This is a genomic window from Mesorhizobium sp. M6A.T.Cr.TU.016.01.1.1 (assembly GCF_003952585.1).
Taxonomy (GTDB): Bacteria; Pseudomonadota; Alphaproteobacteria; order Rhizobiales; family Rhizobiaceae; genus Mesorhizobium; species Mesorhizobium mediterraneum.
In genome coordinates this window covers 863,809-876,862 of the sequence record NZ_CP034452.1, presented here as the reverse complement: position 1 = coordinate 876,862, position 13,054 = coordinate 863,809, and the positions used below count along the sequence as shown (strand labels likewise).

Sequence of the window (13,054 nt, the reverse complement as noted above, 5' to 3'; positions counted from 1 at the left end):
GCCCGCTGTTTTGCTAGGCAGCGCCGCACATCGTCTTCAGCGCCTGTGCCGCACGAGATAGGGTTCGACCAAGGCGCGTATTTCCGCGGCGGGCGCCGCTTCGCCGGCAGCATCCAGCGCTCGTTCGTAACGTCCATAGTCGTCGACCGCGGCTTCGAAATCACGGCGCGACAGCCGCTCCTTGATCAGCGCCTTGCAGACGGGCCCGGCGTCGGGATAAAGGTCCAACGTCCTCAGATAAATCGAGCGCGCTTCATGGGCGTTGCCGGTCGCCTCGAGCCGCAGGCCGATCCGCAATCCGAAATCGATCAGGTCGCGACGGACTTTTTCAGCGGCAGCGAACGACCAGAAACTGGCTCGCTCGTGCAGAAACAGCGGACCGGGAAATGCGAGGAAGAGCGCTTCCGCTTCCGGGCGCAGTCCGGCCGTCTCGCCATTGGTTGTCGTGAGGGATTTGAGCCGTGCATCCCAGTCGGCGAGGTCGACCCAGACCTTGTCCGACGCGAGGCGAAGCTTGCCTTCGCGCTGGACGATGAGATCGGTCCGCCCGAGCAGCTTGCGCAGCCGATGCAGCGCCTGCTCGCAGGCCGCCCGCGCCTGGTCGCCGTCGAGGTCGGGCCACAGCCAGTCCTGAAGGGTCTCCAGCGAGCAGGTGTTGTCTTTCGAGATCGCCAGCACCCGCAGGATGTCGAGGGCCTTCGTCGGCGGCTTGGCGCCGAGAGGAAGAGGGTTTCCGTCGAGTTCGAGCCGGAAGCCTCCGAGAACATGGACCTTGAGCGGCCACGGCCAGGCCGCGGGCCGCCGCTGCGGCACGTCCAACCGGCGTTCCCCAATCAGCGACCGGCAAAGCTTGGGCTCGATGCCGCGCTCAAGCGCATCGCCAAGCAGTTCGGCGAGCAAGTCCGGAACGTTGAGGAGCACCATTGGCCAGCTGATGTCGCGGAGCGCCTTCAGGAAGATCTTCAGCCGGTCGCCATAGTGCGAATCTCCGCCCCACAGGGTCTCCAGCGCCTCCGCCGCCAGAATGCATATCTCGGTTCGCTTGCGGGCGCCGCCGTCCAGCCGCGGCAGCAGGTCGCCGAGCAGCGCGGCGGCTTCGCGAGGCTTCCTGTCGGCCAGCAGCACCTGGAACTTCGTGATGTAGTGCGGCCAGCGCTCAACCATCGGCTCGTTGGCGGCCTCGATGGCCTCCATGAAGCGCTCGCAATCCCGGTAGGCGGCCGCGAAATCGCCTTGCCTGGCATGCAGCGCGGCGTGGCAGTCAGCGACGACGGCCACTTGCGTGGTGAAGCGGCTGTCGGCGATCTCGGCCAGGCGCTCGACCACCTGGTGGAACTCCGCAAAATCGTTGCGGACCTTCATCTGCATCTGGAGATGGTAGAGCCCGCCGAACTCCACGCTCTTGAGCGACTCGCGCTCGCCAATGGCGATCGCCTCCCGCAACGCCGCTTCGGACGAAGGATAAGGAAAATTTCTTCTTTTGTAGGGGAAGTAACGACCACTCTCCGCACCGAAGGCGACCAGCCACATGCCAAGGATCCAGGGCAGCACGTCCTTCTCGCCTAAATCGTCGATAACGCTGTCGACGGCCTTCGCGAACAGATCGGCCCGCATGGTCGACGCCGAAAGATCGATCAGCGTTTCGCTCGCAAGCAACCGAAATCCGCTCGGATCCTGGCCGGAGTTCTTCGTCAGTCGCTCCAGCAGTTCGGCTTCCAGTGCTTGTCCGGCCGGGCTGCCGCGGTAGTAGTCGTCGCCGAAGTTTAGCGCCCGCATCATGCCAATGCGCACCAGCATCGCTTCCTCGCGAGGCAGTTCCGGAAGGCCGCGCTCGATCAGCTCGAATGCCCGGCGGGTCCACATGGAAAGGCCTTCGTAGGTGCGCCAGCTGGCGGTCTTGACCAAGACGGCGCGCGACACGGTGAGACACAGGCCGCGCTGATCGTCCGCCTCGCCAAAAGCCTGCCATGCCTTCGCCAGCCAGCGCTCCGCGGCGACGTCGTCCGGCACGTGGGCAACGCCCAGCCAATAAAAATGCCAGCCGCTCATCAGCGCTTCCGGCAATCGGCCGCACCAGTCGATGAAAGTCGCCCGGCCGCCTTGCGCCAGCACATCCTCCGCGCGGCTCAGTATGAGTTTGCTGGCAAGCCCCCAGTCCTCCGCCTGCAAGGCAAGCGGGATGGCTTCATCCAGACGGCCTGCCTCGACGAGGATCGTCGCCGCTTTTCGTTTCAGCAATCTCTGCTCTTCTCGTGGCACGCGCTCAGCGAAACTTCGGTCGAGGAAATCCCGCAACAGATCATGCAGGTAGAAGACGTCGCGGCTGCTTTCCGTACGCGTGACCAGCAATTGCCGCTTGTAGAGCCTGTCGAGCAGTTTTCCCGCCTCGCCAGATCCTATCATCTCGTCGGCCAGTTCGGCGCTGATCTCAGGCAGCAAGTTGAGCTTCAGCAGCATATCCTGGTCGGTGGCGGGGAGGGAAAGGAAGAAATGACGGCCAAGGACATCCAACAGCGCGTTCTGCCCGCCGCTCGTGTCATCAGGTCCGACCGTCGAGCCGTGGTCCGCGAGCAGAACCAGTCCGATCGCCCAGCCGCGCGCGGCTTCGACATCGACTGAGGCGTTCTTCGAACGCAGTTGGACGAGATCGCGCGCTTCCGCGGTCGAGAATTCGAGCGCCGACCTGTCGACGACGGCCATCTGGCCTCTGAGGACTAGGTCGCTAAGTTCTTCCCGTGGCAGCGTTCGCGAGGCGCAAATGCACCGAACCGTGTCCGGAAGCTCACGGAACATCACCGAAAGCACGCCACGAAACTCTGGCGTGTCGGCATCGTGCAGATCGTCGAGAACCAGAATGGTGTCGGGTTTCAGCCGCGCGAAATAGGCTCTGAAGAAGAGCCTGGCGAATTCCTTCGGCTGCTCGGCATATTCGACGCCGAACACCGGCATGTCGCCAACCGCAGGTGGGGCGAGTGACTGCGTCAGATACTGAAAAAAGCGCGCAATGTCCTGATCGCCCTCGTCGACGCGGAACCACACATGCGGCGCCTCGACGCTTTCGAGATAGTCGATGACCGCGGTCGTCTTGCCGTAGCCGGCCGGCGCCGCCACCCAGCATATGGTCGATCGCGACTTCCGATCGATCGCTTCGAGAACGCGGTTCCGCCGCAATATCCTGGCGCTGCGCGGCGCCGCCAGCTTGGCGATCCGGCCTGTGCCCGAGAGCGGGCGCCTCGCATCGGCTTCGATGGCGTCTAGAGGGGTCATGGGGGCTCGCGCTCGACCAATCATCGAGCGTCGGTCGTGCCGCCGTGACCGTCCCGCCGCCCAGATTGACCCTAGGGTAGCGCAATCATGCAACAATTCGTAGTGGCTTCGCAGATGAAGCGGGAATGGCTGATTCCAGCCGTCGGTTGGATGCCTGCGCGATCGCGAAATCAGGACGCAGATGAGACCGAATTGCGTGAGGCAGCGCTGGCGGGCGACCGATGGATCCCGCACTCCATCTTCGACAGGCCGCTCCAGCGGCCCGCGCGCGGATTGTCCGCGCTGCCGCACTTGACCGTGCAGGGCGCGCAGCCGATCGAGAGGTAGCCCTTTTCCAGGAGCGGATGCTGGGGAAGATGGTAACGGTCGAGATAGTCCTCAATCTGCTGGCGGGTGAAGCGGGCAAGCGGGTCGATCTTCAGGCGCCCGTCAGTTTCCTCCAGTGTCGAAACATCCGCGCGAAGCCCGCCATGATATCGCTTGCGACCGGAAATCCAGGCTTTGAAACCGGTCAGCGCATTTTCGAGCGGCAGAACCTTGCGGATGTGGCAGCACCGGTCCGGATCGCGGCGGTGCAGCGCTCCAGCGCCGTCGAGCACGCGCAAGACGTCGGTCTGAGGCTTGACGACGCGCAGATCGGTGAGACCGAGCAGAGCCGTCAGCTGCGCGCGATAGGCGATCGTCTCTGCGAACAGCTTTCCGGTGTCGAGCGTGATGATGGGGAGCGAACGGTCGATCGAGGCTGCCATATGCAGCAGCACTGCGGATTCTGCGCCGAACGAGGACACGAGCGCTATGTTTCCACAAAACAGATCGGTGACGAGCGGCGCCAGCAGGTCGGGCCCGTCGAGATGGTTCAGCTCTGCGACGACAGCTTCATACATCGCGGTTCGGCCGGTCAAAGACGGTGGTGGCGTGACAAGGCCGCATCATAGCTTCGCCACGAAATCGAGGATCGCCTGGCGGTCGGTCTCGTCCAGGTCGAAGAAACGGTCGCGCACGATCTGCGTCGTGCCGCCATGGGCGAAGACGGCATCGCGCAGCGTGTTCGCGCGGCCGTCGTGCAGGTAGCGTTGGCGCAGGCGGATGCCGACGAGCGGCGTGGTCCGCCATTCGGCGCCGATGGCATCGCCCTGGACGATCTTGTCGTCGAGTGCCGGCCCCATGTCGTGCAGCAAAAGGTCGGAATAAAGCCGGACTTCGCCGTTGACACCTTCCAGCGCCGGCACATGGCATTTGGCGCAACCGACCGAGGCGAAAAGCCGTCCGCCATGGCTGCCGAGCATCGCGCTGTGGCTCGATGAAGGCGATGCGGTCCGGAAGGTCGACGAGAATGGGAGCAATGCGCCATAGGCCAGCGCCGCCGACAGTACCAACCCGACGAGGCCCACGCCGACCAGGCGCCAGGCGCCGCCGGCCTCTCCGAGTCGGCTGACCCGGGTGGTGATGCCGAGCGCGATCATCACCATGAGGAACAGGAACTGGTCGACATCGAGGATGACGCGGCGCAGTTGCGGATTGAGGGTGATCTCCGAATTGAGCATCACCACGCCGATGAACGCGACGATGAACCACGGGAACGGGATCGGCGCTGCCTCTTGCGCCTTGTTGCGGCTGCGAAAGACCAGGCTGGCGGCGAGCAGAAGCGGGACGAGCATCAGCACCTTGCTGAGCTTGACCAGCGTGGCGGTGTTCAGCGCGCCATCGGAAATGGCGAAGGAGGCGCCGTAGACCTGCGCCAGCTCGAAAATGCTCGCCCCGACGAACACGCCATAGAGGCGGTCGTCGAGATGCGGCAGCCATCCGCTCAGGAACATGACCGGATAGGCGAGCAACGCCACGGTGCCGCTCAGCGTGATCAGGGCGATGGCGATGCCGGCACTCTGGTCGCGCGCACGCACCAGCGCGGCCATGGAGAGGATCGCCGCGGCGCCGCAGACGGCGCTGCCGACCGCGACAAGCAGCGCGATCTCGGCGTCGAGCCTGAACAGCTTGCGCGCGATGGCGTAGAGCAGCGTCAGCACGAGGATCAGCTCGATGGCCGCCACCGCGAGCGGCATGAACCCCAGATCCAGGAACAGCCGCGTCGTGATACGGAAGCCGACCAGCACCACGGCGAGCCGCAGCAAATAGCGCTTGGTGAAGTCGAGCCCCGGCCGCAAGGCGTCTGGACAGGCGAAGCTGCTGCCGATCATGAGCCCGAAGAGCATGGCGACGAGGACCGGGTTGCGCGACAGCGGCTCGCCCAGTCCGCCGGCGATCCAGCCGGCCGCAAGGGCAAGTGCCGCAGCAACGATGACGCCAGGCAAGACCGGGCGCATTTTTTCGGGCGCATGGGAGAGCGTCAGGGCGAGGCTCATGGCTTTGCCCCGTCGGGCAGGCGGAGCGTTCGCAGATAGAAGGCGACCGCCTCGATCTGCGCGGTATCGTCTTCGATCGGCTGCGAGCCCGCCTCGCGGCTGACAGTCGCGCTGGTGATGCCGAGTTCGTTTGCGAAAGCGTTCGCCACCATGTCTTCGAGGGTGGCTATGTCAGCCTTCCAGCCGTATCGGCCGACCCGCGATGCGCCCTGACCATCGACGACATGATGCGCGCGGCCTTTGATGCCGTCGCCCTTGCTGACCGCCTGCGCTTCGATGACCCTGTCGGGTATCTCGTCGATCCCAGCGATACCGTAGAGTGCGAGCGGCATGCGCAGCGAGATCACATTGGCCTGGCTTGGCATCGCCGCCGACACGATCCTCACGCCATCGCGCAACGCATGGCGTCTGGCGACCGGACTGTTGGGATGATCGATCGGAACCGTGCGCCCAGAGCCCGGATCCATATGGGCTATTCTGCCCGCAAAGTGGTTTTCATCGATGCTCGCGCCGCCAGGGCCGGGATGGCAGGCCACGCAGGACGTTGCATTGAACAATGGGCCGAGGCCCATGCGCGGCGTGAAATCGGTCTGGAACGACTTTTTTCCGCGCGCCGCAAGATTGGCGTCGGCGGCAGCGCCCTGCGTCCCCTGCATCGCTGCCGCCGCGCCGTGCTCGTCGAAGACCCCAACCTCGACGAGCGCCCCTTCGTGGCCCGGAAATCCCGGAACCTCGCCGCCAATCGTTATCCAGATATGCTGAGCGTCCGCCGAGGTCGCGATCGCGCGAAGGCGATCGGGGCCGAGGGGCCCGAGCCCTGGAATCTCGATCGTCGCCCGGGCGAGAAGCCGGCCGTCCTGGCTCAAGCGCAGCAGCGAGCCGTCGCCGCGATTGGCGACGAACAGATCAGACCCGCCAGCCAGCGTCGTGTGGCTCGAGAATTGCGGATTGGCGATCTCGGGAATGGCCGCGGCGACATCGACCGGACGGTCGAATTCCGGCAGCGAGATCGTGCGGGTCCTGGCCACCGTGAAATGCCGCCGGTCGTCCTCCAGTTCAAGCAGCACCAGCCGGTCACGGCCGGGGTCGGCGATGTAGAGAGCGCGGTCCGGGTTCCACTTGAAGGCGACGCCGATGACGCCGGGATCGTCGCCGATGCCGTGGCCGGTGCTTACCGTGCCCAGGCCGGTGCTTACCGTGCCGGGGCCGGCCAAGCCGTCGACGCCATCCTGGACGTGGATCTGAACCACGCTTCCATCCGCGGTGACGGCGGCGAACACGGCAAAGCCGCTGCCGTCCGGCGATGGACCGAGAAACGCCGTTCCGAGCGCGCCCGTCTGCATTCCGCCTGATGTCAGCTGGCCGCTTGCCTGATAATTCATGAGCTTGCCAAGCCATCCGCTGGGCTGCGCTTTCGGCGTATTCTCGCGATCGGTATGCCGGCCGGCGAACACGCCGCCGGCCTCGCGGCTTGGCGCGTTGGCGAGTGGCGCACCGTCGGGGTCGACGACCGTGACGCTGCCCTCGCCATTGATCCCGCCAGGCGCGTTTGCGATCCAGGGCCTTCCGAACGCGTTGTTGATGGAAATGTATCGCGGTCCGGACGCAGCTGCGTGGCGCGCGGTTCGAGCCCCGGCATTGTACCGCCGGTTGAGAAACCGTTCGCTCTGCGCCGTGTAGAGCTGAACCCTCGCATCCGCGTCTTTGCCGGTGAGATCTTGCGGAACGATGATGGTGCCAGCAGACTTGCCCGCGCGCGGATCGATGGACAGGATCGTCCCGACCTCAAATACTGGATCGCCCGGCGGCGCGCCGAAATTGCTGCCTACGGCGACAAGAACCCTGAGCGGATCGAGCACCCGCCCTTCGCGCGTCGCCATGAGGAATTCCGGATTTCCTGGAATCGGCCCGCCGACATGAAAGCGGCCCACCTCGCGCACGCCGGCCACGTCGGGCAGCCCGACCGCGACGACACGCGCGTTCAGGCGCCAGTTGGGGGTCCGATCTCCCGCGAACGCCCAGGTCGGCAGCAGGCCGACAAGTATCGCCGCCGTCGCCATGTTCCAGCGAGCAGAAAACCCCGACAGCGCGGACCATCGCCGGGTCTGATGAGTCCCGGCGAAATCCGTGGGGGCCACTGCACTGCCTGTTCGCATCGCGAGGTCTCCGGCGGTCGCAAGCGCTCGGTGACGCCTGCCACTCACGGTGCAACGTTTCGACCACGCGCGCTTACGGATCGCTTACGGCATTCGGCGTGACTGGCTCGCCCCTATCAACTGCGAGCCGAGCATCGCTGCTATGCTTTGAGGGAGCGCTGACGTTGCCGGCGCGAACGCCGGTCGGTCAACGGGTCGGAGCGCTTTCCAGTCGCTTTCCGCCGGCTTTTGCGATGAAGCTGCGCCAACCGCCATAGGCCGAAATGTCGATAGCCCGTGACAATCCGGCGGTTTCGACCAGGAAGCCTTTGGCCGATGTCCCGTCATCGAGCTCGATCGTGCCTATGCCGAGCGGCGGTGGGATCGCGGCCACGAAGCGTCCGAACGCATCTGCTGAAAGCAGCCAAACCTCGACATCGATCGCCGCCCCGTTGCCATTGGCAACACGCACGAGCCCCGGCTTCGGCACGGATTGGCCGGCAAGCGCATAGAGCTGATAGGAAGCAACCGTCTTGGCGGCTCTGCTCAATCGCGCGTCCAGCGCGCAGAGTTGGCCGTTGAGCGGCATCCCCGACAAATGTGCGCCGACGACCACGAGCTCGATCATGCCGTCATCGAAATCAGGCGTTTTGGCGGATGAGACAGGCATTGGCCAGCCGGTCGCACCAAGCCCGAGACCGCCGGCTGCATGGAGCTCGCTGCCGAGCGCCGCCGTCAGGGCGTCCTTGCTGGCAGCGGCAAGCAAGGTGACGCTCATCGGCAGACCGTCGTCGCGCTTGCCCGTCGGCACGGCGATGCCGCACATGTCGAGCAGATTGACGAAGTTGGTGTAGGTGCCGAGCCGGCTGTTGGTGACGATCGGATCGGCCAAAACAGCCGCCAGCGAATAGTGCGTCGGCGCCGTCGGCACGCAGAAGAGGTCGACCGAGGCGATGACAGGCGCCAGCCCGGCCTTGTAGGCCTGCAGCGCATAAAAGCCCTTGAAAGCATCCGCTGCCGAAAGTTTTCGCGCCCCGCCGATGATCGTGCGCGTCACCGGATGCATGGCTGCTTCGTTCGCTTCCATGAAATCCGCGATCGCCGCATAGCGCTCGGCCACCCATGCGCCTTCGTAAAGCAGGTTGGCGGTGGCGTAGAAATCGCCGAAGGGGATTTCTACCAATCGGCAGCCGAGCTGTTCCAGCGTCCGCAGCGCCGTTTCGAATCCCGCCTGCATGGCGGCGTCGCCAAAAAATTGCCGGTCCGTCTTTGCCGGAACGCCGACAGACACCACCGGTGGACGCGGACCGAGCGACGGCGCCGCGATAACGCGCGAATAAGGATCGGCGTCATCCTTTGCCGCCGCGGCCCTGAAGACGCTGTAGGCGTCATCGACGGTGAGCGCGAAGACGGAGACGCAGTCGAGCGTACGGCAGGCCGGCACGACGCCGGCGGCCGACAGCGCGCCGACCGTCGGCTTCAGCCCGACGATGTTGTTGAGGCCGGCGGGGATACGGCCGGAGCCGGCGGTGTCGGTGCCGAGCGCGAAAGAAACAATGCCGCGCGCCGTCGCCACGGCCGAGCCGCACGAGGAGCCGCCCGGCACCAGTTTAGGATCGATCGCGTTTCTCGGTATCGGATAGGGCGTGCGCACGCCGACGAGGCCGGTGGCGAACTGGTCGAGATTGGTTTTTCCGACGACCAGCGCGCCGGCAGCCCTCAGGCGCGCGACGACGGTGGCGTCTTTCGTCGGCAAGTAGGCATATTCGGCACAGCCAGCCGTAGTCGGCATGCCGGCAACATCGATGTTGTCCTTGACCGCGAACGGCACGCCCCAGAGCGGCTTTGCCACGGGATCGAATCCGCCGAGTGCCTCGGCTTCGGCGAGCATCTCGGCCTTGCTTGCCAGATGGATGAAGATGCCGGGATCGTCCGCTTCCGCTATGCGCTGAAACACGGTTTCAACGACGGTCGCAACCGACATGCCGGAGGCATAGGCCGCGTGCAGGCTGCCGATATCGAAGCGGATTTCGCTCATTTCGTCTCGTCCAGAATGATCACCGGCAGATTCCACTGGATCAGCACGACGCAGCCGTCATTCGTCCACACCGAATGCTCGGTCCCGGCCGGGTTCAGCACCACGCTTCCGGCAGGATAGTCGCCATTCCCGTCGCTCTGCATGCCCTCCAGCACGACGATGGTTTCCAGCCCGACATGGCGATGGCGCGGCACGCCGGCGCCGGGCCGATAGTTCAGGATCGCGACGGACGGTTCAGCCGGTCCGCCCTTGAGCAGCCAATGCACCGAGATGCCTTCGCGAAAATGCTCGAATGCCAGATCACGCCAGGCCCCATCGGTGAGAGCCGGATATGCAATGTTAGGCATCGGCAATTCCCTTGAGCACCTGGTCCGTCATCGCCGTCCAGCCGACGATCGCGCCCTGCGCCCTGATCATGGCCAGCGCGGCCGCTTTGAATTCCAAAAAATAGCTCTCCGTCGCATCCTCGGCCAGCAGACATTCATAGCCGCGGTCGTTGGCCTCGCGCATCGTCGTCTGCACGCAGACTTCCGTCGTTACCCCGGCGAAGACGAGTTGCTGCACGCCGAGCCGCTTCAGGTCCTCGCCGAAGCTGGTGGCGTAGAACGCGCCCTTGCCAGGTTTTTCGATGACGATTTCGCCAGGCAGCGGGGCAAGCTCGTCGAGGATCGCCGTTCCCGGCTCGCCGACGATCAGCACGCGGCCCATTGGGCCGACATCGCCGATCCTGATCGACGGATTGCCGCGGTTGCGCTTGGCCGGCGGCAGGTCCGAGAGGTCTGATCTGTGGCACTCCATTGTGTGGATCACCGGCAGGCCGGCGGCGCGAAATCCCTCGATCAGTCTCTTCACCGTTGGAACGATCGCCACCACCCGGCTGACGTCGTTGCCGAGGCTGGCGCCGAAGCCGCCCGGCTCGGCGAAATCGCGCTGCATGTCGATGACGACCAGCGCCACCGCCTCAGGCTTGAAAGCAAACGGAAACGGCAGCGCGTCGATCTCGGCCATCAATGATGTCCTGCCATGTGCTCGCCGATGGTCTGCACGCTCGCCTGCGCGATCGGCGTCTCGTAGACCAGCGCGCCGTCGGACATGACGAAGATGCGGTCGGAGAGCTCCAGCAATTCGTCGAGGTCCTCCGACATCAGCAGCACCGCAGCACCGGCGTTGCGTGCCTTCATGATGCGGGCGCGGATCTCGGCGACGGCGGAGAAATCGAGTCCGAAGCACGGATTCGAAACAATCAGCAGATCGACCTCGCCGGTCAGTTCGCGGGCGAGCACAGCGCGCTGGACGTTGCCGCCGGAGAGCGACGAAATCGGCGAGGCGAGCGAGGCCGTCTTGACCTTGAACTGCTCGACTAGGCGGGCCGCATAGTCCCTGATGGCACTCATCTTGATCCAGTTGATCGGTTTGCCAGCCTCGTTCAGGTCGAAGGTTCGGAAAGCCATGTTTTCCGCCACCGTCATCCTTGGCGCGCAGGCATTGCGCAACGGTTCCTCCGGGATGAAGCGCACGTTGAGCGTGCGGGCCTCGGCGCGGCTGGCGCCATAGGGCGAGCCCTTCACCAGCACGTCGCCGACATCACGCGCACGCTGTCCGGCAAGGACTTCGAGAAATTCCTTCTGGCCGTTGCCGGAAATACCGGCGACGCCGACGATCTCGCCGGATTTCACATCAAGCGCGCCGATATGGATTGTCTTCAGCCCGGTTCGGTCGGGCGCCTTCAGTGCCTTCACCGTCAGGATTTGCCGGGCGCCGACAGGCACTGGAGCGCGGCTGTCGAGCGCGGCAATCGGCTGGTCGCCGATCATCATCGCCGCCATCCGCTTGTGAGAGAGTTCCGAGACTTTCCCTGTTCCTGTCAGTCTGCCCTTGCGCAACACCGTGATGTCGTCGGCGAATGCCGTCACCTCATGGAATTTGTGCGAGATCATCAATACGGTGAGGTCGCCCGCCTTGGTCATGCCGCGCACGAGGCCGAGCACTTCCTGCGCCTCGCCGGGGGTCAGCACCGACGTCGGCTCGTCCAGCACCAGAAAACTGCGGCCGAGATAAAGCTGTTTGATGATCTCGAGCTTCTGTTTCTCGCCGGCGGCAAGTTCGGCCACCTTGACGTCGAGCGGCAGCTTGAACGGCATCCGCTGCATGAATTGGGCAAGTGCGGCGCGCTCCTTGCGCCAGTCGATAATCCCCGGCACCTTTTCGCGGGCGATGACCAGGTTTTCCGCACCTGTCAGCGACGGGACCAGGGTAAAATGCTGGTAGACCATGCCAAGGCCGAGCGCCGAGGCATCCTTCGGGCTGGCGATCGCGACCTCGCGGCCGTCGACCAGAATGTCGCCGGCGGTCGGGTGATAAAAACCCATCATGCATTTGACCAGCGTCGACTTGCCGGCGCCGTTTTCGCCAAGCAGCGCATGGAACGATCCCGCCGGCACCTTGATCGACACGTCGTCCAGCGCGGTGAAGGCGCCGAAGCGCATTGTCATGCCGATCGTCTCGACGCCGACTGCTTTTTTGCGGTCACTCATGGTCGAGCCTCATGGTAACTGGGCAACGAAGGACGCCGAGTTCGACACCGCGCCAAACACGCCACCCTGCATCTTGATCATCTTGATCGCAGCCAGATGGTTGCCGTGGTCGGTCGCCCCGCAGCAATCCTCCAGCATCACGCATTCGAAGCCGCGGTCATTGGCCTCGCGCATCGTCGTGTGGACGCAGACATCAGTGGTGATGCCGGTGAGCACGATGTTTTCGATGCCGCGCTGGTTGAGGATCAGCTCCAGGTCGGTGGAGCAGAACGAGCCCTTTCCTGGCTTGTCGATGATCGGCTCGCCTTCGGCCGGATAGAGATCGGGGATGATGTCCCAGCCCGGCTCGCCGCGCACCAGGATGCGTCCGCAAGGTCCGGGATCGCCGATGCCGGCATTGATGCGGCGTGAGCGCCAGCGCTTGTTGGCCGGCAGGTCGGCGAGATCGGGCCGGTGGCCCTCGCGCGTATGAATGATGGTGTAGCCCTTCGCCCGCATGGCCGACAACACCGACTTGATCGGCTCGATCGGCGCACGCACCAGCGAAAGGTCGTAGCCCATATGGTCGACATAGCCGCCCGGCCCACAAAAGTCGGTCTGCATGTCGATGATGATCAGCGCCGTGTTGTCGGGCCGGAGCTCGCCATTGTAGGGCCATGGATAGGGATCGGCGTCGATGTAGCGCTGCGTGACCTCGGCTCTGGCGTTCATTGAGCAAAA

Annotated in this window: 9 protein-coding genes; all 9 read right to left on the bottom strand. The window is 64.7% G+C overall.

Going from position 1 to position 13,054, the window contains the following annotated elements; genetic code table 11:
- Positions 1 to 36 precede the first annotated feature (36 nt).
- Positions 37 to 3,267 carry a hypothetical protein gene (locus EJ075_RS04040; protein ID WP_126103466.1) on the bottom strand — a complete coding sequence of 1,077 codons (3,231 nt, stop codon included), beginning with the start codon at positions 3,265 to 3,267 and terminating at the stop codon, positions 37 to 39.
- Between the two features lie 170 nt (positions 3,268 to 3,437).
- The gene (locus EJ075_RS04035) at positions 3,438 to 4,151 is read right to left on the bottom strand and encodes a phosphoadenylyl-sulfate reductase (protein WP_126103465.1); all 714 of its coding nucleotides are present in this window, start codon (positions 4,149 to 4,151) and stop codon (positions 3,438 to 3,440) included.
- Between the two features lie 45 nt (positions 4,152 to 4,196).
- A complete protein-coding gene (locus EJ075_RS04030; protein ID WP_126103464.1) occupies positions 4,197 to 5,627 on the bottom strand; it encodes a putative sulfate exporter family transporter in 1,431 nt (476 codons plus the stop codon).
- On the bottom strand, positions 5,624 to 7,783 hold the full coding sequence (locus tag EJ075_RS04025; protein WP_245458097.1) for a di-heme oxidoredictase family protein: 2,160 nt from the start codon (positions 7,781 to 7,783) through the stop codon (positions 5,624 to 5,626). Before EJ075_RS04025 ends, EJ075_RS04030 begins: the two co-directional genes overlap by 4 nt.
- Positions 7,784 to 7,970: 187 nt before the next feature.
- The gene (gene atzF / locus EJ075_RS04020) at positions 7,971 to 9,800 is read right to left on the bottom strand and encodes an allophanate hydrolase (protein ID WP_126103463.1); all 1,830 of its coding nucleotides are present in this window, start codon (positions 9,798 to 9,800) and stop codon (positions 7,971 to 7,973) included.
- Positions 9,797 to 10,147, bottom strand: a complete 351-nt coding sequence (locus EJ075_RS04015; RefSeq protein WP_126103462.1) for a cupin domain-containing protein — start codon at positions 10,145 to 10,147, stop codon at positions 9,797 to 9,799. Before EJ075_RS04015 ends, atzF begins: the two co-directional genes overlap by 4 nt.
- Positions 10,140 to 10,808 carry an isochorismatase family cysteine hydrolase gene (locus EJ075_RS04010; protein ID WP_126103461.1) on the bottom strand — a complete coding sequence of 223 codons (669 nt, stop codon included), beginning with the start codon at positions 10,806 to 10,808 and terminating at the stop codon, positions 10,140 to 10,142. Before EJ075_RS04010 ends, EJ075_RS04015 begins: the two co-directional genes overlap by 8 nt.
- Positions 10,808 to 12,334 (bottom strand): ABC transporter ATP-binding protein, encoded by a 1,527-nt coding sequence (locus tag EJ075_RS04005; RefSeq protein ID WP_126103460.1) that lies wholly within the window; start codon positions 12,332 to 12,334, stop codon positions 10,808 to 10,810. Before EJ075_RS04005 ends, EJ075_RS04010 begins: the two co-directional genes overlap by 1 nt.
- A 9-nt stretch (positions 12,335 to 12,343) precedes the next feature.
- The gene (locus EJ075_RS04000) at positions 12,344 to 13,045 is read right to left on the bottom strand and encodes an isochorismatase family cysteine hydrolase (RefSeq protein ID WP_126103459.1); all 702 of its coding nucleotides are present in this window, start codon (positions 13,043 to 13,045) and stop codon (positions 12,344 to 12,346) included.
- Between the last annotated feature and the right edge of the window lie 9 nt (positions 13,046 to 13,054).